Source organism: Campylobacter sp. RM12640 (genome assembly GCF_020137595.1).
Classification (GTDB): domain Bacteria; phylum Campylobacterota; class Campylobacteria; order Campylobacterales; family Campylobacteraceae; genus Campylobacter_E.
In genome coordinates, this window is record NZ_JACGAU010000001.1 from 40,031 (window position 1) to 63,521 (window position 23,491).

The 23,491-nt window shown below is 29.0% G+C and carries 27 protein-coding genes and 1 pseudogene; 19 read left to right on the top strand and 9 right to left on the bottom strand.

Features of this window, described 5'->3' with window-relative positions; translation table 11 throughout:
• Positions 1–26: 26 nt before the first annotated feature.
• Genes gltX through AVBRAN12640_RS00240 form a run of 4 tightly spaced genes read left to right on the top strand, consistent with a single transcriptional unit; the run spans position 27 to position 3,655 of the window.
• Positions 27–1,406: a glutamate--tRNA ligase gene (gltX, locus tag AVBRAN12640_RS00225; protein WP_442862241.1), complete on the top strand. Its 1,380-nt coding sequence runs from the start codon at positions 27–29 to the stop codon at positions 1,404–1,406.
• The gene (locus tag AVBRAN12640_RS00230) at positions 1,403–2,650 is read left to right on the top strand and encodes a malic enzyme-like NAD(P)-binding protein (RefSeq protein ID WP_214119549.1); all 1,248 of its coding nucleotides are present in this window, start codon (positions 1,403–1,405) and stop codon (positions 2,648–2,650) included. The genes gltX and AVBRAN12640_RS00230 overlap by 4 nt, the downstream gene beginning before the upstream one ends.
• Complete coding sequence (gene upp, locus AVBRAN12640_RS00235; RefSeq protein ID WP_214117776.1) at positions 2,637–3,260, top strand: uracil phosphoribosyltransferase; 624 nt, start codon at positions 2,637–2,639, stop codon at positions 3,258–3,260. Before AVBRAN12640_RS00230 ends, upp begins: the two co-directional genes overlap by 14 nt.
• A 2-nt stretch (positions 3,261–3,262) precedes the next feature.
• Positions 3,263–3,655, top strand: coding sequence for a rhodanese-like domain-containing protein (locus tag AVBRAN12640_RS00240; protein WP_214117775.1), 393 nt, complete (start codon positions 3,263–3,265; stop codon positions 3,653–3,655).
• Positions 3,656–3,733: 78 nt separating this feature from the next.
• Here AVBRAN12640_RS00240 and AVBRAN12640_RS00245 read toward each other — a convergent pair whose 3' ends face one another.
• The 3 genes from AVBRAN12640_RS00245 to AVBRAN12640_RS00255 are packed head-to-tail and all read right to left on the bottom strand — an operon-like array spanning position 3,734 to position 5,321.
• Complete coding sequence (locus tag AVBRAN12640_RS00245; RefSeq protein ID WP_214119551.1) at positions 3,734–3,988, bottom strand: heavy-metal-associated domain-containing protein; 255 nt, start codon at positions 3,986–3,988, stop codon at positions 3,734–3,736.
• Positions 3,985–4,257, bottom strand: a complete 273-nt coding sequence (locus AVBRAN12640_RS00250) for a hypothetical protein (RefSeq protein WP_336608345.1) — start codon at positions 4,255–4,257, stop codon at positions 3,985–3,987. The genes AVBRAN12640_RS00245 and AVBRAN12640_RS00250 overlap by 4 nt, the downstream gene beginning before the upstream one ends.
• Positions 4,254–5,321 (bottom strand): transglutaminase-like domain-containing protein, encoded by a 1,068-nt coding sequence (locus AVBRAN12640_RS00255; RefSeq protein ID WP_336608346.1) that lies wholly within the window; start codon positions 5,319–5,321, stop codon positions 4,254–4,256. The genes AVBRAN12640_RS00250 and AVBRAN12640_RS00255 overlap by 4 nt, the downstream gene beginning before the upstream one ends.
• Positions 5,322–5,438: 117 nt before the next feature.
• Between AVBRAN12640_RS00255 and infA the strand changes: the two genes are divergently transcribed.
• The 12 genes from infA (at position 5,439) to AVBRAN12640_RS00315 (ending at position 13,336) form a co-directional block, all read left to right on the top strand.
• Positions 5,439–5,657 (top strand): translation initiation factor IF-1, encoded by a 219-nt coding sequence (gene infA / locus AVBRAN12640_RS00260; RefSeq protein WP_214117771.1) that lies wholly within the window; start codon positions 5,439–5,441, stop codon positions 5,655–5,657.
• Between the two features lie 94 nt (positions 5,658–5,751).
• The gene (locus tag AVBRAN12640_RS00265) at positions 5,752–6,576 is read left to right on the top strand and encodes a hypothetical protein (protein WP_214119555.1); all 825 of its coding nucleotides are present in this window, start codon (positions 5,752–5,754) and stop codon (positions 6,574–6,576) included.
• Between the two features lies 1 nt (position 6,577).
• Entirely contained in the window at positions 6,578–6,802 is a 225-nt protein-coding gene (locus tag AVBRAN12640_RS00270) for a hypothetical protein (RefSeq protein WP_214117769.1), read from the top strand.
• Positions 6,803–7,223: 421 nt separating this feature from the next.
• On the top strand, positions 7,224–7,337 hold the full coding sequence (gene rpmJ, locus AVBRAN12640_RS00275; protein WP_214117768.1) for a 50S ribosomal protein L36: 114 nt from the start codon (positions 7,224–7,226) through the stop codon (positions 7,335–7,337).
• Positions 7,338–7,340: 3 nt separating this feature from the next.
• The gene (gene rpsM, locus AVBRAN12640_RS00280; protein ID WP_214117767.1) at positions 7,341–7,706 is read left to right on the top strand and encodes a 30S ribosomal protein S13; all 366 of its coding nucleotides are present in this window, start codon (positions 7,341–7,343) and stop codon (positions 7,704–7,706) included.
• Positions 7,707–7,715: 9 nt separating this feature from the next.
• A complete protein-coding gene (gene rpsK / locus AVBRAN12640_RS00285; protein ID WP_214117766.1) occupies positions 7,716–8,108 on the top strand; it encodes a 30S ribosomal protein S11 in 393 nt (130 codons plus the stop codon).
• Positions 8,109–8,137: 29 nt separating this feature from the next.
• On the top strand, positions 8,138–8,764 hold the full coding sequence (rpsD, locus tag AVBRAN12640_RS00290) for a 30S ribosomal protein S4 (protein WP_214117765.1): 627 nt from the start codon (positions 8,138–8,140) through the stop codon (positions 8,762–8,764).
• Positions 8,765–8,777: 13 nt separating this feature from the next.
• On the top strand, positions 8,778–9,779 hold the full coding sequence (locus AVBRAN12640_RS00295) for a DNA-directed RNA polymerase subunit alpha (protein WP_336608347.1): 1,002 nt from the start codon (positions 8,778–8,780) through the stop codon (positions 9,777–9,779).
• A gap of 3 nt (positions 9,780–9,782) precedes the next feature.
• Entirely contained in the window at positions 9,783–10,133 is a 351-nt protein-coding gene (gene rplQ / locus AVBRAN12640_RS00300) for a 50S ribosomal protein L17 (protein ID WP_214117763.1), read from the top strand.
• Between the two features lie 29 nt (positions 10,134–10,162).
• Entirely contained in the window at positions 10,163–10,639 is a 477-nt protein-coding gene (locus AVBRAN12640_RS00305) for a cysteine permease (RefSeq protein ID WP_214117762.1), read from the top strand.
• Positions 10,640–10,648: 9 nt separating this feature from the next.
• Positions 10,649–12,355: a M24 family metallopeptidase gene (locus AVBRAN12640_RS00310; RefSeq protein ID WP_336608348.1), complete on the top strand. Its 1,707-nt coding sequence runs from the start codon at positions 10,649–10,651 to the stop codon at positions 12,353–12,355.
• A 48-nt stretch (positions 12,356–12,403) separates the two neighbouring features.
• Entirely contained in the window at positions 12,404–13,336 is a 933-nt protein-coding gene (locus AVBRAN12640_RS00315; RefSeq protein ID WP_336608349.1) for a Cj0814 family flagellar-dependent secreted protein, read from the top strand.
• Here the strand turns inward: AVBRAN12640_RS00315 and AVBRAN12640_RS00320 are convergent, their stop codons facing one another.
• Entirely contained in the window at positions 13,337–13,987 is a 651-nt protein-coding gene (locus AVBRAN12640_RS00320; protein WP_239803076.1) for a DNA alkylation repair protein, read from the bottom strand. It lies immediately after the preceding gene.
• A 177-nt stretch (positions 13,988–14,164) separates the two neighbouring features.
• Here AVBRAN12640_RS00320 and AVBRAN12640_RS00325 point away from each other — a divergent pair, with 177 nt between their 5' ends.
• Positions 14,165–18,826, top strand: coding sequence for a hypothetical protein (locus AVBRAN12640_RS00325; protein WP_336608350.1), 4,662 nt, complete (start codon positions 14,165–14,167; stop codon positions 18,824–18,826).
• A 388-nt stretch (positions 18,827–19,214) separates the two neighbouring features.
• Here the strand turns inward: AVBRAN12640_RS00325 and AVBRAN12640_RS09985 are convergent, their stop codons facing one another.
• The 5 genes and pseudogenes from AVBRAN12640_RS09985 to rpmB form a co-directional block, all read right to left on the bottom strand.
• Complete coding sequence (locus AVBRAN12640_RS09985) at positions 19,215–19,667, bottom strand: CZB domain-containing protein (protein ID WP_442862244.1); 453 nt, start codon at positions 19,665–19,667, stop codon at positions 19,215–19,217.
• Positions 19,656–19,919 (bottom strand): annotated as a pseudogene (locus tag AVBRAN12640_RS09990) (methyl-accepting chemotaxis protein); the annotation flags it as partial. The gene AVBRAN12640_RS09985 and the pseudogene AVBRAN12640_RS09990, both read right to left, overlap by 12 nt.
• A gap of 397 nt (positions 19,920–20,316) precedes the next feature.
• Positions 20,317–20,538, bottom strand: a complete 222-nt coding sequence (locus AVBRAN12640_RS00335; RefSeq protein ID WP_214117038.1) for a YdcH family protein — start codon at positions 20,536–20,538, stop codon at positions 20,317–20,319.
• A gap of 75 nt (positions 20,539–20,613) precedes the next feature.
• Entirely contained in the window at positions 20,614–21,738 is a 1,125-nt protein-coding gene (locus AVBRAN12640_RS00340; protein ID WP_214117036.1) for a potassium channel family protein, read from the bottom strand.
• A gap of 18 nt (positions 21,739–21,756) precedes the next feature.
• A complete protein-coding gene (gene rpmB, locus AVBRAN12640_RS00345) occupies positions 21,757–21,951 on the bottom strand; it encodes a 50S ribosomal protein L28 (RefSeq protein WP_214117022.1) in 195 nt (64 codons plus the stop codon).
• 118 nt (positions 21,952–22,069) lie between these two features.
• Between rpmB and rpe the strand changes: the two genes are divergently transcribed.
• Positions 22,070–22,717: a ribulose-phosphate 3-epimerase gene (gene rpe, locus AVBRAN12640_RS00350; protein ID WP_214117019.1), complete on the top strand. Its 648-nt coding sequence runs from the start codon at positions 22,070–22,072 to the stop codon at positions 22,715–22,717.
• A complete protein-coding gene (locus AVBRAN12640_RS00355) occupies positions 22,717–23,490 on the top strand; it encodes a 3'-5' exonuclease (protein WP_336608352.1) in 774 nt (257 codons plus the stop codon). The genes rpe and AVBRAN12640_RS00355 overlap by 1 nt, the downstream gene beginning before the upstream one ends.
• Position 23,491: the final 1 nt, after the last annotated feature.

Sequence of the window (23,491 nt, forward strand, 5' to 3'; positions counted from 1 at the left end):
AAAAAATTCACAAAAGGCTAATAATAATGATAGTTACAAGATTTGCACCCTCTCCGACAGGGTTTTTACATATTGGTGGATTAAGAACAGCACTTTTTTCTTATCTTTACGCTAAAAGAAATAATGGTAAATTTATTCTTCGTATTGAAGATACAGATATGGCAAGAAATAGCGAAGAAGCAACCAAAGCTATTTTAGAAGCTTTTAAATGGGTTGATTTAGAAGTAGATGGGGAAATCACTTACCAAAGTAAAAGATTAGATATTTATAAAGAATATATTCAAAAATTACTTGATAGTGGCAATGCTTATTATTGTTATATGAGCGAAGATGAGTTAAACTCATTAAGAGCAGAGCAAGAAGCTAGAAAAGAACGCCCTAAATATGATGGAAGATACAGAGATTTTAAAGGCACTCCACCAGAAGGAATTAAGCCTGTTGTAAGGATTAAAGCACCGCTTGATGGAGAAATAATCGTAAATGATGGAGTAAAGGGCGAAATTAGATTTAACGCTGCTGATATTTTAGATGATTTTGTAATAGCTCGTGCTGATGGCACTCCTACTTATAATTTCGTAGTGGTTGTTGATGATGCTTTAATGGGCGTAACTGATGTTGTTCGTGGAGATGACCATCTTTCAAATACTCCAAAACAAATAATAATTTACGAAGCTTTAGGCTTTAAGGTTCCTAATTTTTATCATTTAGCTATGATAAATGGAGAAGATGGCAAAAAACTTAGCAAAAGACACGGAGCAACCGATGTTATGGAATATAAGGCTTTAGGATACTTGCCTGAAGCTTTACTTAATTTCTTATTAAGATTAGGATTTTCAAACAAAGACCAAGAAATATTTTCAATGCAAGAAATGAAAGAATGCTTTACATTTGATAATGTTAGCAAAGGTGCAAGCACATATAACACACAAAAATTAGAATGGATTAATGCTCATTATATAAAAAGCGTTAGCGATGAAAGATTAGTAAATGCTTGTAAAGATTTAGGATTTGATTTTTCAAGTGTTAAGAATTATTCATTCTTATTAACAATGTTAAGAGAAAGAGCTAAGACTTTAATAGATTTGATAAATAGTGCAAAAATTATTATAAACGAGCCAAATTCTTATGAAGAAAGTGGAGTTGCTAAGTTTGTAAATGATAATAGCAAAGCTTTATTTTCTAAGTTTGTAAATGAATTTCAAGGTGCAAATACCGAAGCAGAATTTGAATTAGCCGTTAAACAATTTTTAGATAGCAATAATGCTAAGTTAAAAGACATAGCGCAATTAATTAGATTAAGCCTAACAGGAACAACAATTAGTCCTAGTATTTATGCTATTATGGAGTTTTTAGGCAATGATGAGATTAAAAAAAGATTTAATAATTTTTTAAAGGAGATTTTATGAATAATTTAAAAGAAAGAGCATTAGAGTATCATTTAGGCGGTAAATTAGGCACTTTTATTAAAACGCCTATGAAAGAATATGAGAGTTTAAGTTTAGCATATTCTCCTGGAGTTGCATATCCTTGCGAAGAGATTGCTCGTGATAGTGATTTAGCTTATAAATACACAAGTAAAGGTAATTTAGTAGCAGTTATTAGTGATGGTTCAGCTGTTTTAGGTCTTGGCAATATCGGTGGAATTGCAGGAAAACCTGTTATGGAAGGTAAGGCTTGCTTATTTAAAAAATTTGCAAATGTTGATTCTTATGATATTGAATTAAGCACTCAAGATACCGAAGAAATAATAGCAGCAGTAAAAGCTATTGCTCCTAGTTTTGGCGGTATTAACCTTGAAGATATAGCAGCTCCAAAATGTTTTGAGATTGAAGCAAGACTTCAAGACTTAGGTATTCCTGTAATGCATGATGACCAACACGGAACGGCTATTATTAGTGCGGCGGGGTTAATTAATGCTTGCGAAATAATTGGCAAAAAATTAGAAGATTTAAAAGTAGTTGTTTGTGGAGCAGGAGCAGCAGGGATTGCAAGTGCTAAGATATATAAGACTTTAGGAGTTAAAAAGATTTATTTAGTAGATTCTAAAGGTGTTTGCAATACTAAAAGAACAGATTTAAATGAGCATAAATTAGAATTTGTAAGAGAATGTGATGAGGATACTTTAGCCGATGTTTTAAAAGGAGCTGATGTTTTCTTAGGGCTTAGCAAAGCTGGAGCTTTAAGCGAAGAAATGTTAAAAACTATGGCAGAAAATCCAATAGTATTTGCTTTAGCTAATCCTGACCCAGAGATTTTACCTGAACTTGCGAAAAAAGTTCGCCCTGATGTAATTATTGCAACAGGAAGAAGCGATTATGACAATCAAATCAACAATGTTTTAGGCTTTCCATATATTTTCCGTGGAGCTTTAGATGTTAGAGCTAGAAAGATTTCTATGGGTATGAAAATAGCAGCTGTTAAGGCTTTAAGTGAATTAGGACGCCTTGAAGTTAGCGAAAAAACTAAAAAATTATATGGTAAAGACTTAAAATATGGAAAAGATTTAATAATTCCAAAACCATTTGATGATAGGGTAAAAGCTTATGTTAGCACTGCAGTTGCTAAGGCTGCTGTTGATGAAGGCATAGCTTTAGTTAAAAATTTTGATGATAAAGCATATTTTGAAAGGTTATTGAATGAAAGTAATTAAAAATACACTAGTTTCAACTTATTTAGCGAAAATTAGAGATAAGAACACATCTTGTAGGGATTTTCGTGAGCATATAAAAAAGCTTAGTGGATTTGTTATTTATGAAGCTTGTGAATTTTTAAGCACAGAAAAAGTTAATATTCAAACTCCACTTATGCCTTGTGAGTGCGAAGTTATTAGCGATGATATTGTAATAGTGCCTATTTTAAGAGCAGCTCTTGGTATGAGTGATATTGCACTTGATTTATTGGGTAAAGCCAGTGTGGGATTTTTAGGTATTCAACGCAATGAAGAAACGCTTGAGCCTGAATTTTTCTTTGAAAAATACCCACAAGATATGCAAAATAAAACTGCAATTATAATTGACCCTATGTTTGCAACTGGCGGAAGTGCTATTGCAGCTGTTGATAGATTAAAATCAATTGGTGTCAAAAAAATAATTTTTGCAAGTATCATTGCAACTCCTGAAGCAAGAGATAGAATGAAAAAAGCTCATCCTGATGTAGCATTAATTACTGCTTGTTTGGATAAAGGATTGAATGAAAAAGGTTATATTATCCCAGGTCTTGGAGATGCTGGAGATAGGATATTTAATACTTTAAAGGCTTAAAAATGAAAAAAATATTATTAGGTTTAAGTTTATTTGTTTGTTTAAATGCTGAGGTAATCACACAAAATATCAAGGAATTTGATTTTACTAATAGTGATTATGCTGTAATTGATGTTAGAATGCCTAGTGAATACGCTGCAACAGGCGTTGTAAATAAAGCAAAATTGATAACATTTCTAAACGAAAATGGAAGTATCAATCCTGATTTTTTGAATGAAATTAGTAAAAATTATTCAAAAGATAGCAAAATAGCAATTATGTGTAGAAGTGGCAAAAGAAGTGCAATGGTAACTAAAATGCTTGAGCAAAACGGCTTTACTAATATAATAAATCTTGATGGTGGAATGAACGAATTATTAAAGACAGATATTAAATTAGTTCCATATCAAAATTAATTTTAAACCACTAGCTTGAAATTCCTAATTCAAATTCCAAAAATAAAAAAGAATTTGAAATAGGAATTTGAGCTTTATTTATTTAAGTATTCCTTGATAGCCTGTATTAAAAAGCGCTTGATTTATTATGCTTTCATTAAGTTCTTTATCGCTTTTAATTATCGCTGTTTTGTTTTCTAAACTAACATTTACTTTATTTACTCCATCAATTTTTAGTAGTGCTTTTCTAACAATTGCCGTGCATAATGGACAATGTATTTTAGGAATTTCTAAAGTGTATTCATAAGCATTTAAAACACTTAAAAATAAGCTTAACAATAATATTTTTTTCAAATCATTGCTCCTATAATTTCAGGATAAAATACGATAAATAATAATGCAAGTCCTATTAAAAATAATCTGATTTTATTTTTTTGATTTAGTTTTTTATAGACAAATATGCAATATAAAATACAGGCTGCAATACCCAAATATACTCTAAAAGGTGCTAAAAAATCAAAATTAACAAGGCTTACTCCAAATATCAAAAAGCTAATAGCTCCAACACAACAAAGGCTAGAGCTAATAGCTAAGATAAACATTGATATTAAATATTTTTTCATATTTGTTTTGAAGTGTATTCATATACAAATTCATTAGGTGAATAATAATCAATAGTATTTGAATCAACTTCAGCATATACATAGCCAAAATTATTAAGCGGTGCTTGAGCTGGGCGTGGAATTAACACGAAATCTCTTTTGGTATTAAACTCGCACCAACACATTTCCCAATTACCGAATTGAAATTCTCTTAATTTTTGTATACCATTATCATTATTATCTAGGTTTAAAGATAATTTAACTTTAGCTACATCAGCAGGATCGCAAGGAATCCACCCATAGCCTTTTAGATAAAACTCCGCCCTACAATGTTGAGCTTTTGTTATATTTTCTTTACTACCCATTGCAGCATAAAATCTACTCGCACCTAAACGAATTCCAAAGCACTCTCTAGCAGGAATATTAATACTTCTTAAAAGTGCTACAAAAACAGAGCTAATATCAGTGCATTTGCCATAAAGTTTTTTACTTTCTAAAATAGCCTTAGCATCACCAATTCCACACCCAATTACACTCTCATCACGAGTAAAATTAAGTGCCACCCAATCATAAATAGCTTTTGCTTTTTCTAAATCGCCTTTTATACCTTTTGTAATTTTTAGCGCATATTCTTTTACTATTCCACTAGTAAAAATATGTTCGCTTGGTTTTAAATATTGTGCGATACTTTCGTCTAATTTTTCGTTTTCATTAAAATTAACTTTAGAAAAATCAGTAATTCTATCGTGAGTTTTAATGCTAAATTGTGTTATTAATTCAGCTTTTACATTAGAAAAACTTGCATATAAACTATTAGTTTCAAAATCACTTAAATAAATTTCATTGTAATTTCCACTATTTACAATATCACTTGTAAGGTATTGATATGAGCGTGACTTTGGTAATGGAAGCCATATTTTGCTAACTTTGCCTAATTCGCTTAAATTATGTTTTAAGCTTACAATGTATTCTTTACTATCGTCTTTTGTTGCCTGAGTATTATTTACTAAAGGTGTTTCATTCGCACTTAGTAAAGTGTTTGCTGCAACTGCAGACGATAAAGTTAAAAATGTTCTTCTTTTCATAACTTTATCCTTGTGTGAAATAAACTTTTATTTTAAATTATTTTATTTAATAATAAATTTAGTTTTTTAATAGTTTTTATGTTATTATTGACCTTTACATTTTTACAAAGGAAAATTATGGCTAAAGATGATGTAATAGAAATTGACGGCGAAGTTATTGAAGCTTTACCAAATGCAACTTTTAAAGTTGAGCTTGATAACAAACACGTAATTTTATGCCACATTGCGGGTAAAATGAGAATGCACTATATTAAAATTATGCCAGGAGATAGAGTAAGAGTTGAGCTAACTCCTTATAGTCTTGATAAAGGACGCATTACTTATAGACACAAATAATTTAGCACTTTTTATGGTGCTAAACTTCTAAATTATTTTTTACCATTCATTTATCTTGGGGGGGGGTATAATCACTCTTTTGAAAGGAGATTAAATGAGTGATTTAACAACAAGTGAAAATCAAAATGAAAACAAATATGATTTGTTTAATGGGGTTTTATTAGTAGATGTTGGTGCCGTAACGCAATATAGCTTAATTCATATAAGCGAACTTGAAATTACGGTTACTTCTGGTGTGAGTTACAAAGATGCAGAACAATCACTTAAAGATGTAACTAGCTATTTGGGCTATAACTGTGTTTTAAACATAGTAAGGGATAACTATACCGAAAGCACAGAAACTATAGGAGTTATGCATACAGAAGGTGAAGCAAATGGCAAGATTAAAAAAAGTTGGTTTGGCTCTCATTATAATACTAATTCTAAAATCAAATCAGAAACCATAGTTAATTCAGAAACTAAAATAAATAATTGCTTTAATATAAAAGGCACCCTTGCGATTATCGGTAAGCCAAACCCTAATGGTGAGAGCATAGATTTAGATGAGCTATCAAAAAAGGATGAAATAATTTTAAAGTGTGTTTATGCGGCTTATCCGGTTTATGATATTAATTGCGAGTTAGAAGAAGTTATAAAAAAACAAAATGAATTGGTTAATAAAACCTTAGGAGGGGCAGGACTTGCTACTTTTTTATCATTCGTAGTTGGGTTTTTATCATTTGTAAAATTTATAAGTATTCCTGTGTGGCTACTTTTTTTCCTTTGGTGCAAATCAGCAGACAAAACAAGAGATACTTATAAAAATGCTTTAGCAGAATATGAAGAAAATTTCAAAAACATTGCAAGTAATTATGGTAGTGAATTAGCAGCTGTTTACAATTCTATTCCGTACGCAAGAATTAAACATATAGGAGATTAAAATGAATAGTTTAGAAGTTATAAATAATGTTTCAGAATTTAAAGAAGGTGAGTTTTGCCTAGCGTTTCATAAAATGATTTTTGAAAATAATGCAAATGCAACCGATAAAAATGTATTAATAAACATGGCTAGACCAGTAAGTTGCTTTAAAATGGCGATAACTATGACTATTGGAGCATTCATACTATATCCAGTTTTATATGCTATTGGCTATTTTTTCTTTTAGTTAAAACTACAATTTTTTAAATAATTTAGCACTTTAAATGGTGCTAAATAATTTTTATTATATGTTCTATTTTATTTTTATCTAGGATTTTTAAACTTCATTTATATTGGGATATTTCACATACTTTAAAAGTTATCTAAAACTTTATGAATTAAAAAAGTAAAATCTATAAATTAATTCTTAAATAATAGTTTGAGATTAGATTGCTAAGAAATTTTTAGAATTATCAAAGACAAATAAATTTAATATTTAAACCTATATTAATTTTGTTTTGATAATATTAGCACTTTTGCAATTTATCTGTGTGAAGAAGTAATATTTGAGTGAATTTTCCACCATTTAAATATTAGTTGGTAATTCGTGATACCTAAAAATGCAGATTGTAAAAAAGTGGAAAGCAAATTATTTTTTAGGAGACAAGATGAAAGTAAGACCATCTGTTAAGAAAATGTGCGACAAATGTAAAGTCGTTATGAGAAAAGGCGTTGTTCGTATTATTTGCGAAAATCCAAAACACAAACAAAGACAAGGATAAGGTATGGCTCGTATTGCAGGTGTTGATTTACCAAAGAAAAAAAGAATTGAATATGGCTTAACTTATATCTATGGTATAGGTTTATTTACTTCACGCAAAATTTTAGCAGCAGTTGGAATAGATCCAAACAAGCGTGTATATGAATTAAGCGAAGATGAAGCAGCAAATATTCGTAAAGAAATCCAAGAACATTATTTAGTTGAGGGTGATTTAAGAAAACAAGTTGCTATGGACATTAAAGCTTTAATGGATTTAGGTTCATATCGTGGTTTAAGACATAGAAAAGGTTTACCAGTGCGTGGTCAAAAAACTAAAACAAATGCTAGAACTCGCAAAGGTAAGAGAAAAACCGTTGGTGCAAAAGCGTAAGGATAGATAATGGCTAAGAGAAAAGTAGTTAAGAAAAAAGTAGTTAAAAAGAATATTGCTAAAGGTGTAGTATATATTAGTGCAACTTTTAACAATACAATGGTAACAGTTACAGATGAAATGGGAAATGCAATTGCATGGAGTAGTGCAGGTGGTTTAGGATTTAAAGGTTCTAAAAAATCAACTCCATTTGCTGCTCAACAAGCGGTTGAAGATGCTTTAAATAAAGCTAAAGAACACGGAATTAAAGAAGTTGGTATTCGTGTTCAAGGTCCTGGTAGCGGTAGAGAAACTGCTGTTAAGAGTGTTGGTGCAGTTGAAGGTATTAAAGTTACTTTCTTAAAAGATATTACACCATTAGCACATAATGGTTGCAGACCACCAAAACGCCGTCGTGTATAATATAAGTATAGGAATATAGGAGAAATAGTATGGCAAGATATACTGGACCAGTAGAGAAAATTGAAAGAAGATTAGGCGTTAGCCTTGCAATGAAGGGTGAAAGAAGACTAGCTGGTAAGAGTGCTTTAGATAAAAGACCTTATGCACCAGGTCAGCATGGTCAAAGAAGAGGTAAAATTAGCGAATACGGCTTACAATTAAGAGAAAAGCAAAAAGCTAAATTTATGTATGGTGTAAGCGAAAAGCAATTTAGAAAATTATTCCAAGAAGCTGCTAGAAAAGATGGAAATACAGGTTCTATTTTAATTCAATTCTTAGAACAAAGACTTGATAATGTTGTTTATAGAATGGGTTTTGCTACAACTCGCCGTTTTGCAAGACAACTTGTAACTCACGGACATATTTTAGTAAATGGTAAAAGAGTAGATGTTCCAAGTTATAGAGTATTACCAGGCGCTAAAATTGAAGTTGTAGAAAAAAGCAAAAACAATCCTCAAATAGTAAGAGCAGTTGAACTTACAAATCAAACAGGTATTGTTGAGTGGGTTGATGTTGAAAAAGATAAAAAATATGGAATTTTCACAAGAAAACCTGAGAGAGAAGAAGTTGTCATTCCTGTTGAGGAAAGATTCATAGTAGAGCTATACTCTAAGTAATAAGGAGTAGCAAATGAGAAAAGTAGTTACAACAGCTCATATGCCAAATGATTTTACTATTGAAAATATCGGCGAAAATAAAGCACGCATTAGTGCTTGGCCTTTTGAAATTGGTTTTGGCATTACATTAGCACATCCACTGCACAGGCTTTTACGCCTTAGTGCAATTGGCTATGCAGCAACTGCTATTAAAATTGATGGAGTAAGCCATGAATTTGATAGCAAAAGAGGTATGGTAGAAGATATTTCTTTATTTATTATTAATATCAAAAATATGCGTTTTAAAATTAAAAACGAAGATAGTAAAAGAGAAGAAGTAAGCTTTAGCTTTAAAGGGCCAAGAGAAATTAAAGGTAGTGATTTAGCTAATAATGTAATTGAAGTTGTAAATCCTGATAACTACATTGCTACTATAAATGAAGACACTGAATTAGACTTCACATTAATTATTGAAAAAGGTATTGGCTATGTAGCAAGCGAAGATTTAAGAGAAAAAACTGATAGTAGTTTTATAGCTCTTGATGCGTTTTTTACACCAGTTAGAAATGCAAATTATTCAATAGAAAAGGTATTACACGAAGATAATCCTGATTATGAAAAAATTGTATTTGAAATAACAACTGATGGTCAAATTACACCTGAAGATGCGTTTAAAAATGCTTTAGATGCTATGTATCAACAAATGATGGTATTTAATAAAATTGCAACTACAAGTCCTAGATTAATAGGGGAAGAAACAACTGAAGAAATTGATTTATCTCCTTTATTAAAAAGCGTTAAGGAACTTGGTTTAAGCGTAAGAAGTAATAATGGTTTAGAAAAAGCTGGCATTGAATTTATAGGCGAATTAGCTTTAATGAATGAAAGCGATGTAAATAATTTAAAAAATGTTGGTAAAAAATCAGTGGATGAAATTACTACTGCTATGAAAGAAATAGGCTATCCGATAGGTTCAAATTCTGTAGATGCTTATAAAGATAAACTTATTGAAAAAATAAAAGAAATTAAAGGATAATAAATGAGACACGGACATGGATATAGAAAGCTAGGTCGTACTAGCACTCATCGTGCAGCTTTACTAAAGAATTTAAGCATTGCAATTATCAAAAATGGTAAGATTGAAACAACTTTAGAAAAAGCTAAAGAATTAAGATCATACATTGAAAAACTAATCACTCGTGCAAGAGTTGGAGATTTTAATGCTCATAGAGCAGTATTTGCAGCTTTACAAGACAAAGAATGCACAAATAAATTAGTAAATGAAATAGCTCCAAATTACAAAGAAAGAAATGGTGGCTATACAAGAATTATTAAAACAAGAACTCGCCGTGGTGATGCGGCTACTTTAGCTTATATTGAGCTAGTATAATAATTGAGTGCTTCGGCACTCAAAATATTATGAATAAAATAACACTCCCAAATAATCAAACTTTAGAAAACTATATATTAAACAAAGAACTTTTTACCCTAGCTGATATTTCTCAAAATGCTTATAAATTTTGGAAAAATATAAAATACGCACAATATCCAAATTCTAGAATTGTATTTTTAGATAAAAATACAATAGCTAAAAAATATGAGAATTTAATCCCTAAATGCTCTAATTTAAGTGGATTAGTATTAGCTAGTGCATTTTGTTCTATGAGTAATCTAGCGCCATCACATTTAAATCCAAATAATAATTCAAATCTTTTAAATGTAATAAAATTAGTAGAGATTGCAGGGATAAAATTTATTGATTTAAATGATTTTTTTACAAAGTTAAAAATACCTTTAAATTCTCATATTTATATAGAAAAATGTTGTTATTTTGCACCCGAGCCTTTTGAGAAAAAAATCAAACTCACAAACACTTTATGTTTAGGATATTACTAAGGAGATAAAATGCTTACGAAAATAAGAGATATTTTAAAAATCAATAATGCTGATTTTGCTTTAATACTAACGGCTGATTATCACTTGAGTGAGTATATTCCTGAGTATTTTAAACTTAGAGAATTTATAAGTGGATTTAGCGGTTCTGCTGGCTCGCTTTTAATTAGCCTTGATGATGCAATTTTATTTACTGATGGTAGATATTTTTTACAAGCTGAAAATGAGTTAAAAGATAGCATTAGATTAATCAAAAGCCCTGATTATATAGACTATATTAAAAATAATCTAAGCACTAAAAAGGCTTTAATTGATTTAAAAACCATATCTCAAAATAATTACGAAAAGCTAAAAAACCTTGTTAATATAATAGATTATGATAATTTTTATAAAGATTTTTACGATAAAAAACTTCCACAAGAGCCAATCTATAAACAAAACGAAAAATTCATAAGTGATTTAAGTGTTAATAAAATAAAAAAAGTCCAAGATGAATTAAAAAATAAAAACATTGATTATTGTGTAATTTCAAGCCTTAGTGACATAGCTTATCTTACAAATTATCGTGGTAAAGATGTGGAATTTAACCCCGTATTTTTAAGCTATATGATAATCTCACAAACCAATGCGATTTGTTATATAGAGCCAACAAAGCTTAAAAATATTCAAAAAGATTTAAATATAATTTATAAAAATTACGATGAGTTTTATTCGGATTTATCTAGTTTAAGTGGTAATGTATTGTGTGATTTTGCCAATACGAATGCAAAAATTATTAGCTTAATAAATGCAAATTTAGTAAATGAAATCTTGCCTAGCACCATACATAAAGCTTGTAAAAATGATATAGAAATAAAGCACATAAAACAAGCTCATATAATTGATGCTATTGCATTAACTAAGTTTAATTATTACTTAGAAAATACTAATTTAGACTTAGTTGATGAGCTAAAAATTGATGAAGTTCTAACGCAATTTAGACAAGAAAATGAGTATTTTATCAGCAATTCTTTTGATACTATCGCAGCATTTAATGAAAACGCCGCAATAATTCATTATAAAGCAAACACAAAAACTTCAAAATTACTTAATAAATCAGGTTTATTATTACTTGATAGTGGGGCTCAATACGAGTGCGGCACTACTGATATTACGAGAGTTTTTAAGATAAAAAACGCAAGTTTAGAGCAAATTAGAGATTATACTTTGGTTTTAAAAGCACATATTGCAATATCAAAAACCATAGCACCCGAAAATATAAAAATGCCTTTATTAGACAGCATTGCAAGAAAAGAATTATGGCAATACGGATTTGATTATTTGCACGGCACAGGACATGGGGTAGGGTATTTTTTAAATGTTCATGAAGGGCCACAAGTTTTATCGCTAAATGCTAATATTAGCGAACATACTAAATTAAAAAGGGGTATGCTAACATCAATTGAGCCAGGTTTGTATCATAATAACAAATACGGAATTAGACTTGAGAATTTAGCAATTAGTAAGTATTGTTTTAGCAGTGAATACGGAGATTTTTTGAGCTTTGATATAGTTACGCTTTATCCTTTTGAGCTTGATTTGATTGATAAAAAATTATTAAATCAAGATGAGATTAATTGGCTAAATGATTATCATAAAAAGGTTTTTGATACCATAAGTGTATTTTTAGATGATGAGTTAAAGCAGTTTTTGAAATTTAAAACGAGAGCATTAAACTAAACTTTAGGAATATTATTTGCTATTAAACAAATAATTAAAGGAGTTTTAATGAAAGTAGAAAATATTGCAGTATTTAATGATACTAAAATCAAAAAAAGCAAACAAATATCATCTGAATTTTTTACAAATGAATTAGCTAAAGTTACGACAAAAACTATATCAAATAATACGCCAACTTCACTAAGCACTTTAAACAATAGTATAAAAAATGAGCTTGATTATAAAAACGAATTAAATAAAGCAAAATCTAGCATTCAGTTTGGCTATAGCGTAGATAATGATGGCTTTATGGGTGCTGATTTTAATAAGGCTGCAGGATTGCCAGATGATTTTAAAATCCACTCAAGCACACTAAAAGAAATAGTTAGATTTAATGAAAAAATGAATGTATATTCGGTGATGAAAGATTCGGGCAAGACATTTAGCAATATTGATTTAGCTGATACTATTAAGCATTATTATGATTTATTTACGCAAATTACTCACAACAATCAAGATTATCCAAGTGGTATTAGCATAGATTTTGGTTATAGTAAGGTTAGTTTTGATTATATAAATGATGTTAGCAAATACAAAATCACAAATATTTATAAAAATAACGAAGAATTAGAATATGCAAAAAGCATAAAAGCAGATGGCTTTAGCGTAATAGAGCTTAGTTTCGAGCCAAAAAATATTAGCGTTGATAAAGAACTTGCTTTTAGCCCTGATTTTTCTATGTATAATGAAAAAGAAAAGAAATTCATAGGATTTTTACAAAGCATAAATTCATTTGCAAGTGATAGTGGGACAACAAGGCTAAGTAAAGATGCTTTAAAATATGCTTTAGCTATGCAAGATGATTACAATAATATAAATAAAGATATTAAAAAGCATAAAGATTTATTAAAAATGGCTGATGAGATTAAGCATTTAGGCATTGATGAATTGCTAAAAACTAATACCGAAGTGGCTAAGTTTTTAGACAAAACTAAGGCTTGATTAGACTAAAATCTGCATTAGTTTTGCTTTATTCTCTTGGCTAATTTGGTAACTATCTTTACATTTTTGTAAAGTCATTTTAAGTGTTTTAGCGTCTAATTTGTGCGAGCTTAAAAACGAAATGCCTAATTCAAATTCTTTAGCTAAAACTACTTGAAAATACCAAGCTCTAGCCATATTTATATAATATTCATCACTTTTTATACTAAATATAGCTTTTAACCCATCTTTATAAGCGATAAATTTCATATAACAAATTATCCCAAAACGAATTTTGTATATGTGGTTTTCGCAAATTAATTCATTTGCAAAATCTTTTATATCTTGATTTTTAAAGCTTTTAGGCACTAAAGTATCACAATTAGCCCAATTATCAACGAAATCTAAATAAAGCTTAGTGTATTTTAGTGCTTTTGAGAAGTCTTTTTCATAATTAATCCCATAGGCAATTATTTGTAGATATTCATAAAATTTCTCATCTTTTAAAAACTTATTAAAAAATTCATCAAAGGTATTTTCTTTTTGAAGTTTTTTTGCGTAGTCTTTTAATATATTTGAGCGAACTCCTAAAATTTCATATTTGCTAAAAACTAATTTTTTATGAAATTCTTTATAATTGTTATCAATAAATTTTGTTAAATACTCTTTCAATCTAGCTCCTTTTAAATGCTAATATAAATAATTGGAATTTAAAGATTATATTTTAAATTCTAAAACTAAACTTAAAAAGAAATTACTAATTAACAAATATTTACAAATTTTTATTATTTTCATAGATTTAAAGTTAAATTTTGATAATATTAAAAGATTTTAATTCAAGGAATAATTATGAGAAATAAACTAAGTTTATCTTTATTAACTTGTTTAGCAATCAGCGGGGGGGGGTATTTACACGCTGAATTTTTTGATGTAGCTTGTAAAGATACTAATGATTGCGTAATCAAAGATACTAATCTTGAAATAGGTTCTACTAAAACTATAAATTCATTAAAAGGAACAAATTCTTCGGTAAAAATTACAAGTGGTTTAACGGCTAATAAAATAGAATTAGTTGGAACAAAAGAACAAGAAAAATATAATAATACTTTAGACATTAGTGGAAAAACTAAAATAGATAATTTAATATTGGACAATATGAATATAGAAAATAATTCTAGTTTTCAATCTAGTGCAGTTATTAAAAATTCTATATATACTCATGGTAAATTAAGTCATATGATTACTAATTTTGATAAATTAGATATTACAGATTCAAAATACATACATATTGGAACTATGACTGATACTATAAAAGATTTATTTGTTAAAGATAGTAATTTTGAATCTCAAGGGGGACATTTATATTTTAATAATATTTCAAAAGCAGATGGATTAGTAATTGATATAACAAATGCTGGTGGCGGTGCTACTATTCAAAACAAAGCCAAAGATGATGCTAGTGTTGTAAAAAAAACGCAAGTAAATATATATGGTGGTAAGTTTAATTTAGAAAGTGGAACTAGCGTAAATGATTTAAAAATAGCAATTACTATGGAAAATGGTGATGTAAAGAAAAAAGGTTGGCTTAATATTGAAGGTAAACATAGTGGGGCTAGTGGTATTACTATTAGTGGTTTAGAAGTTGAAGATGAAGGCAAAATTACTATTGGTAACAATGTTAAAATCAACGATAGTGTAATCAATATAAAAGATACAGCAGACCTTGTATGGTTAGATGGTAAAGCTGATTTTAATAATGTAAATATTTCTAAAGCTACATCTACTCCAACTAGTCATAATATAGTTGTAAAAGATAATTCAAATATAACTTTTACTAATAGCAATTTAACTAATCTTTCTATTAATGCCAATAGTGTAAATGATAAAAATGCCACTTTAAATATAGTTGGTGGTAAGCTTGTAAATACTGGGATAGGAACAGAAGCAAAAAAATCTAACTTAGTAAATGTTAATTTAAATGGAGTTGCTATTGATAATTCTAATTTATCTACAGATAATATAATAGCTCAAAATGTTACTCTTAATAATATTACAACTTCAAATAATGCAAATATTAATGCAAAAACAAAATTAGATATAAAAAATTCTAAAATAGATAATACAAACAAACTTACAGCAACTAATGCAGAAATAGGAACTTCTACAATAGGTGCAGATATTAATGTAACTGATGAGTTAAAGGCAACAAATGGTGCGAATTTAAACGGCAGTATAACTTCAGGCACTATTATTGCTGAAAATGGTTCTATATTTAATGGCACAACAACTGCAACCGACAAAATTACTTCAAGTGGTGCTATATTTGATGGAGAAGTTACAGCAAAAGATTTAGAAAGTTCTAATAACTCTAAATTTAATAACAATATAACTATTTCAAATTCTATAACTTCAAGTGATACAACATTCGCAAAAAATGTAAGTGCAAATACAATTACTTCTACTAATTCAGTGTTTAACGGCACAACCACTGCAAACGATAAAATTACTTCAAATGGTGCTACATTTAATGGATTGGTAAAAGCAAATGAATTAGAAGCGAATTTAAATTCTAATTTTGATATTAATTCTAAAGTAGAAGTTAATACTTTAAATACTACTAATTCAATTTTTAGCGGTAGTGTAAATGCAAGTAATTCTATAAACTCTACAGGCTCAACCTTTAAAGCTTTAGTAAATACTTCTAGTTTAACTACTGATGCTAATAGTGTTTTTAGTGCTACATCTAAAGTAAATGTAGAGAAATTAACGGCTAATAGCACTAATTTTCAAGGTTTAGTGGATATTAATTGTAAAAATACTGACTGCACTTCAAGTCTTAATAATAGTAAGTTTAATGAATTAAGCGTTACAAATGCAACCATAAGCGATACATTTACAGCACACAAACTAACAGCAAATGATAAAGCTACATTTGAAAAAGATATAAAATCAGATTTTATCACGGCAAATAGCGGTTCAGTATTTAACGGCACAACCACTGCAACTAATAGCATAATTGCAAATAGCGGCTCAACTTTTAATGGTTTTGTATCGGCAAATAATATAACTTCAGAAAAATCAGTATTTAATAAAGAAGTTAATGTAAAAGATACTTTAAAGTCTAATAATTCTACATTTAATTCTATAGTTAATGCCAATACAATTGAAGCAGTTTTAGACACTACATTCTCTAAAGATTCAAAAGTTAATGCTAACACTATTAATACGAGTAAATCTATATTTGATGGCGAAGTTGTAGTAAGCAATCTTAATGCACTTAATACAAAATTTAATGGAGCTACTACAATTGATTGCAAGGATAATACAAATTGTAAGTCAGATATTAAAGCTAGTTATTTTAATGATTTGACTTTAAAAAATAATGCAAAAATTACTCTTGATGAGGGAAGTTCGGCAAATAATTTAACATTACTTGATGATACTACTTACCTAGCACTTAATGGCAAATCTCAAATCACAGGCGATATTAAAAATGAAGGTATTATTGAGATAGTTGATGGGACGATTTCATCAAAAATCACAGGTAATGGGGACTTAATCAGTAATAAAGTTGTTTATACAAACGATGTTGAATTGAGTGATATTAAAGGTAGTGGGGGTAAATTTGGTGGAATAACAACTACTACAAATGATGTAAGCGTAGATAATACAACATTTGAAAAAGATTTAAATGTAGGTAAAACTTTATATGCTAATCAAGGAAATCAGTTCAGTGGTAAAGTTAGTGCTACTGATGCAATCTTTAGCCTTGATACAAGTAAATCTATGGAAAAAGGTAATGTAATTACGGCAAATCAAGTTGATATTACTAAGGATTTAAATATAAAAGATTTAAATGTTACAGCAGAAAATATCAAATCAAATTCCGCACGCATTACAAACTCTACTATCAACTCATCAAATATCAATTCTAATTTAGTAAATATTGCAAACTCTACTATTAATTCTAAGCTTTTAGGCAAAGATGATAGCTCAAGTAATGTATATGACGCTAATATACAAAAAGATAGCGGAACTTACACTACAAAACAATCAGAATTAAATGGCGGCGTAAGGGTTGATAAACTAGATACAACAAATACTCATATAAAAGGTCAAGTAGCAGTAAATACTTTAGTAGCTAATAATTCTAAGTTTTATATTTATGGTGGTGGAATTGATACTTCATTCCACGATATTTATAGTGGAGCTATAATAGTAAGAGAAGCTATAAGTGGTGCTAACAATACAATACAACTTGCGAATACAAACCTTACTATGCTAAAAGATAAAGAAGGTTTTATCCCTATAGCAATAGTTAATAACACTACTAATTCACAAAGAAGTGATGCAAATTCTCAATCAGGAATTAGCAAGGACTTTTTTAAAGTAACTTATCAAACAAAAGTGGCAAATTATGAATTAGCCGATAGATTTACGCATTTTAATCCTAATGCTAAAGGAAATGCTATTTGGAGCATTGGTATTAAAGGCGATGATTTAATAGATGAGAGTAATGTTGATAGTGTTATTTCGGGTCAAGATTTAGGCAATATAGCAAATGGTGCTAATAGCAATAATGTTAATACTTCTAGTTTAGAAGTTGTTTTAGGCGATATGTTTGATTTAATAGATTTTGATAAAGACGCTGTTGGGACGGCTAATTTCATTCTAACAAGCCCTGATTACATAGCAAATACTAAAAACAATACATTAAACAATAGATTAAGATTGGTAAAAAATCAAAAAGTAGGTAATGGATTTTGGCTAGATAATCAAATGGGATATAACAAATACGAATATAGTTCAATTCGTTATAAGAATTTTAATGTTGGTGCTGATAAGACAAATGAACTTAGCAATTCTAATTTAACTTTAGGTGTGGCTGCTAGTTTTGGAACGGCTGAAACTAAAGGAAATGTAAATGCTAATAGCGATTCAAAAGGCATTGGTTTATATGCTATGAATGTATTTAATAATGGAGTGTTTATAGGTGCTAATGCTTTTTACCACAATATATCAAGCTCTTATGAGGCAGATAAATTAGGAATTAAAGCTGATAAAAGTCATAATGTTTATACAGCTAGTTTTGAAAGTGGGGTTAGATTTGGGGATAAATATTATTTTGAGCCAAGTTTAAGATATGATTTGACTTCTTATAAGCCGACTGCAATTAGCACAAATGGTCTTAGTATAAGTGGGGATAGCCAATTAAAGCATACTTTATCAGCTAAATTAGAAGGTGGAGTTTCTATGCTAGATAGCCTTGATGGATTTTTATCTGTTGCACTTAGCAAAGAACTAACTAAAAAGCCTGATATGTTGTTAATAGATGAAGTTAAAGAAAATATCATTGAAGGTAAAAAGGGCGATACAAGTGTGAATTTAAATTTTGGTGTAGATTATAAAATCAACCCTAATGCTAGTTTTAATATCAATTTAGGAAGCAATCTTTACACAAATTCTGATAAAGAATTAAAAGGTAGCTTAGGCTTTAGCTATAAATTCTAATGAAGAATTCTAATTCGTAATAGTTATTACGAATTAGAATTTATTTTTACTATCACAATTATTTTCTTTTTTATTTGATATAACTAATAAAGATTTTATTGCTTTAAAATATTTTCAATTAATATATTTTTGAGTTTGTTGGTTGGATATTTTTTTATGTAATTAATTTTTAAATTCTGCTAATTATGTCAAAATGTATATTTTAAACTAAGATATTTTGCCGATAATTTCTAGGAGTAGATAGAACTATAAAAGTTATTTTTAGCTTTATATTAGTATTTTAAAGGGTTGTTAAATAAAAATAAAAGTTGATTTTAGTATCAGATGAAGTATAAATTTTGTAAATATACAGACTTATTAGGGCTAAAACCCTAATAAGATTAGTGAATTATTTTTTAATAAATTCGCCTAATAAATGTCTAAAAATCATAAATAATTCAAGACTTGATTTTTCTGCTTCTTTATAAAGCTCAATAATTTCTTTGCTATTAGTTTGTTTGTTTGCAATATATCCAAGTGCTTGATTAATGCTTTCATGAACATTTTTATGCGGAGTATCAATTTTAGAATATAAAGGAAGATGTCCGAACATTTCTTTACCTTCATTTTGATACCATTTACCAAGACGGCAACTAAAATGGTCGCTTAATTTTGTTGGATTTTCACTTAGTGCATTTGCATATCCATTTGCTTTAAATAAGATATGGTCAAGTTTTACTAAAGATGTAAATACTTCGTATTTGATAGCACTTGCATTAAATTTAATATCTTTAGATATATGCGATAATCTATCAAATTGCTCCGAAAATGTTCCAATGTGTGCGTTTGAATCTTGTGATATTTGTTCTACAGATTCGCTTTGTGTAAACATTTCATTAGCATTTTGTTTTAATAAATTGATATTCATTTCTACTTCAGCTGTTGCTTTTTGGGTTTTTTCTGCTAGTTTTCTAACTTCATCAGCAACCACAGCAAAACCACGACCATGCTCACCAGCACGAGCTGCTTCAATAGCTGCATTTAAAGCTAGCAAATTGGTTTGGTCTGATACATCTTTGATTAAATTAATTACATTTGTAATTTCATCAACGCTTCTATGGAGATTTTGTGCAGTATCACGAGATTTACTTGATGATTCAGTGATTTTTTCAAGTGATGTTATGATACTTTCAGATACTTTTTTAAGATTTACTATCATATCTACACAATCTGCTGAAAGAGTTTCTATTTCTTGAGCTCTTGATAAATCACCCTCAATATCTTTTTGAACAAAAGAAACGCTTTCTTTCATACCTTTTACCATAATGTCAAATAGTGAGAATTTGATTTTATCTTCTTCTTCGTTATTTGCCTTTGCAGTAATTTCATTTTTTAATTTCGCAATTTCAGCTTCTAACTTTTCTTTTTCTGCTATTGCTCTATTTAGTTTTTCCTGCAATTCATTTTGGAGGGTGTTATCTTTGTTAAAAAACATAAATACCCCCCCCCCATCAAGCTTTATTTTTAATAGAATTTAAATAATTATTTAAATCATCTTTTAATTTTAATTTTTCCTTTTTCATTCTAGCTATTTCTAAATCATCTAAATGAATTCTACCTTCTTCAGCATCTTTTATCTTATGGTCTAAATCATTATGAGCTTCAAAAAGCTTATCAAAATGTGCGTCTTTACCTTTTAAATTCGTGATTAACTCTCTATGTTCGTGTAACATAACTTCTCCTTAATTTTTAGTAATGTGTATTAATATGGTAACTAAAATAAATTACAAACAGATAACATTTATATTTTATTTTAAACTTTCAGGAGTTTGCTTATTTTTAATAATTTTTTTAACTTCTTTAATACTTTCTGGAGTTCCTATTAACAATAATTTAGTCCCCGTTCCAATCATTGCATCACCTTTTGGCATAGGTAAAAAATTATTATTTGCATCTTTTATTCCGATTACGCTAACATTTGCTAATTGTCTAAAAGCTACATCTTTTAATCTTCTAAATCTAACCCAACTTTCATCAGGAACTTTAACTTCTTCAATATCAATACTTTGGTCTCTTGTGTATAAATATTGCTCTAATAGATTTTCCATTTCAGGTCTTACGCTTACAACGCTAAGTCTTTGAGCTGCTAATTTCGTAGCTAATACAACCGTGTTTGCCCCTAATTTTTTAAGTCTTGCTGCGTCGTGTTCGGAATTTGAAATCGTTATTATAGAATAAGGACTAATTCTTTTTATATCTTTTTCATATAGTCTAGCACTAGCAATTATTGCTATATTATCAGCAGAATTTGGGCTAAGAGAAATAATTCCTTTCGCACTTGATAAATGTGTTTTTAAAAATGCCAAATCACTATGTGGTGGGCATTTAATATAGAATGGATATTTATTTGCTTCAGCAATTTTTTCAAAATCTGGTATATCATCTACTACTACAAAAGGTGTATATGTTTGTTTAAATTGTTTTGCTAATTCTTGGGTAAATTCGTTGTGATAACATATAACATAATGATTTTTTAATCTTGCTATTTTGTATAGCATTCGTTTTTCCTTAATAATTCTTGTTAATTCGCCTTTTTTTAGAACTTCAATCACAATACCTATTGAAAAAGTAAAAGTAACAAAGCCTAATAATACATAGCAAATCGTAAAAAATCTACCAGCAGGAGTGATTGTAGCTACTTCAGTATAACCTAAAGTTGTAAAAGTCATACCTGCTTGATAAATCCCATCAAGTAATGAAAAATTACTAGTAAGCATATAACCAATCGCCCCAAATAGCATCATTACAACAACTGCTATTAATGGGAGACGAAAAGGTTTTAATTGTTCGTAAAACTCGGTATTTATATCAACTTCAGGTTTTCCACTTTCAGCCCAACCGAGCAATTTGCCTAGCTTTTTAAAAAAGCTCATAAAAATTCTTTATAAAAATTAGTTAGCTCTTCTTTTTTTTAGTGTGCGTAATGTTGAAGCTGCAACTCTAATTTTTTTTGTTGTGCCATCGCCTAAATCAATGCGAATAGTGCGTAAATTAGGTAAAAATCTTCTTTTTGTTTTATTGTTAGCGTGGCTAACATTATTTCCTACCATAGGACCTTTACCTGTTAATTGACAAAATTTTGACATCGTAAATCCTTTTTTTGTGTTCTTGTAAAAATAAAAGTATTAATCATAGCATCTTAAGCTTAATTTTTTTTTTAAGTTTTAATGATATTCTATAAAAAATAATTTTAAGGATTAAAAAATGTATGTTGCTCCTAGTTTATTGTCTGCTGATTTTTTAAATTTAGCTGAAGATATTAAAAAAGTTGAGGCTGCTGGTGCTGATTTATTGCATATTGATGTAATGGACGGACATTATGTTCCAAATCTAAGCATTGGAACTTGCACTACAAAAGCTATTGCTAAAGTTGCTACTATTCCTTTAGATGTGCATTTGATGGTAAGAGAAGTTGATAAATTTGTTGATTTGTTTTTAGATATAAAACCTAAATTCTTAAGCTTTCATATAGATGCTACTACTCATCCTTTAAGATTGATTGATTATATTAAAAAACACGGCGTAAATCCTTCAATAGTATTAAATCCACACCAGAATTTAAATGAGATTGAATATGTTTTAAGTGAAGTTTCTATGGTGCTTTTAATGAGTGTAAATCCTGGTTTTGGTGGTCAAAGCTTCATACCAAGCACTCTTAGAAAAATCAGTGCCTTAAGAGAAATGATTGATAAGAATAATTATAAATGCTTCATTGAAGTTGATGGTGGAGTAAATGGCTTAAATATTGCAGATATTGAAAGAGCAGGGGCTGATATAGTTGTGGCTGGAAATTATGTGTTTAGTAGTAATGATTACAAGGTCGCAATTAATTCTTTAAAAATGGAATTTTGATGGATTATAACGAGCTTTATAAAAAACAAATTACTAATTGTGATAAGATTTTAGAAAGGCTACTTACAAGTAGTATTAATTATAAAGATTTAAAAAACCAATACGAAAATGCCTTAAATTTTGAGATAACCTATGAAACTCTTTTAATGCTAGGGCTTGATATTACGCTAAAACAAAATCAAGAAGTATTTTTAAACTCAAGAAATAAATTAATTCAAGATGAGATTTTTTGTGTTGTTGATATTGAAAGCACAGGCTCAATTAGTAACGGGCAAATTATAGAAATTGGTGCTGTTAAGATAAAAAATGGCGAGATTTTAGATGAATTTGAAAGCTTTATTTATGCAAACGAAGTGCCTGAAAATATAGTTGAGCTTACAGGAATTACAACGCAAATGCTAAAAAATGCTCCTAGAAGTGCTAGGGTTTTAGCTGATTTTAGATTGTTTTTAGGTAATGCTATTTTTGTAGCTCATAATGTATCTTTTGATTATGGTTTTATCGCAAAAGAAAGTCTTGAATACTTAAATGCTCCATTGATTAATAGAAAGCTTTGCACGATTATGTTAGCAAGGCGTTGTATCGAATGTGATAAATATGGTCTTGATAGTTTAAAAAATGAATTAGGTATCATTAGCACTCATCATAGGGCTTTAAGTGATGCAAAAGCTTGTGCTGATATTTTGAATTATTGTATTAATTCTTTAAAAGGTTCGCAAATTAAAACAAGTAATGATTTGATTTTATATTCACGCTCTAAGATGAAAAAATAAG

Coding starts and splice junctions, on each gene's coding strand:
- gltX (WP_442862241.1), top strand. CDS start 27: ATGATAGTTACAAGATTTGCACCCTCTCCGACAGGGTTTTTACATATT.
- AVBRAN12640_RS00230 (WP_214119549.1), top strand. CDS start 1,403: ATGAATAATTTAAAAGAAAGAGCATTAGAGTATCATTTAGGCGGTAAA.
- upp (WP_214117776.1), top strand. CDS start 2,637: ATGAAAGTAATTAAAAATACACTAGTTTCAACTTATTTAGCGAAAATT.
- AVBRAN12640_RS00240 (WP_214117775.1), top strand. CDS start 3,263: ATGAAAAAAATATTATTAGGTTTAAGTTTATTTGTTTGTTTAAATGCT.
- AVBRAN12640_RS00250 (WP_336608345.1), bottom strand. CDS start 4,257: ATGAAAAAATATTTAATATCAATGTTTATCTTAGCTATTAGCTCTAGC.
- AVBRAN12640_RS00255 (WP_336608346.1), bottom strand. CDS start 5,321: ATGAAAAGAAGAACATTTTTAACTTTATCGTCTGCAGTTGCAGCAAAC.
- infA (WP_214117771.1), top strand. CDS start 5,439: ATGGCTAAAGATGATGTAATAGAAATTGACGGCGAAGTTATTGAAGCT.
- AVBRAN12640_RS00265 (WP_214119555.1), top strand. CDS start 5,752: ATGAGTGATTTAACAACAAGTGAAAATCAAAATGAAAACAAATATGAT.
- AVBRAN12640_RS00270 (WP_214117769.1), top strand. CDS start 6,578: ATGAATAGTTTAGAAGTTATAAATAATGTTTCAGAATTTAAAGAAGGT.
- rpmJ (WP_214117768.1), top strand. CDS start 7,224: ATGAAAGTAAGACCATCTGTTAAGAAAATGTGCGACAAATGTAAAGTC.
- rpsM (WP_214117767.1), top strand. CDS start 7,341: ATGGCTCGTATTGCAGGTGTTGATTTACCAAAGAAAAAAAGAATTGAA.
- rpsK (WP_214117766.1), top strand. CDS start 7,716: ATGGCTAAGAGAAAAGTAGTTAAGAAAAAAGTAGTTAAAAAGAATATT.
- rpsD (WP_214117765.1), top strand. CDS start 8,138: ATGGCAAGATATACTGGACCAGTAGAGAAAATTGAAAGAAGATTAGGC.
- AVBRAN12640_RS00295 (WP_336608347.1), top strand. CDS start 8,778: ATGAGAAAAGTAGTTACAACAGCTCATATGCCAAATGATTTTACTATT.
- rplQ (WP_214117763.1), top strand. CDS start 9,783: ATGAGACACGGACATGGATATAGAAAGCTAGGTCGTACTAGCACTCAT.
- AVBRAN12640_RS00305 (WP_214117762.1), top strand. CDS start 10,163: ATGAATAAAATAACACTCCCAAATAATCAAACTTTAGAAAACTATATA.
- AVBRAN12640_RS00310 (WP_336608348.1), top strand. CDS start 10,649: ATGCTTACGAAAATAAGAGATATTTTAAAAATCAATAATGCTGATTTT.
- AVBRAN12640_RS00315 (WP_336608349.1), top strand. CDS start 12,404: ATGAAAGTAGAAAATATTGCAGTATTTAATGATACTAAAATCAAAAAA.
- AVBRAN12640_RS00325 (WP_336608350.1), top strand. CDS start 14,165: ATGAGAAATAAACTAAGTTTATCTTTATTAACTTGTTTAGCAATCAGC.
- AVBRAN12640_RS00335 (WP_214117038.1), bottom strand. CDS start 20,538: ATGTTACACGAACATAGAGAGTTAATCACGAATTTAAAAGGTAAAGAC.
- AVBRAN12640_RS00340 (WP_214117036.1), bottom strand. CDS start 21,738: ATGAGCTTTTTTAAAAAGCTAGGCAAATTGCTCGGTTGGGCTGAAAGT.
- rpmB (WP_214117022.1), bottom strand. CDS start 21,951: ATGTCAAAATTTTGTCAATTAACAGGTAAAGGTCCTATGGTAGGAAAT.
- rpe (WP_214117019.1), top strand. CDS start 22,070: ATGTATGTTGCTCCTAGTTTATTGTCTGCTGATTTTTTAAATTTAGCT.
- AVBRAN12640_RS00355 (WP_336608352.1), top strand. CDS start 22,717: ATGGATTATAACGAGCTTTATAAAAAACAAATTACTAATTGTGATAAG.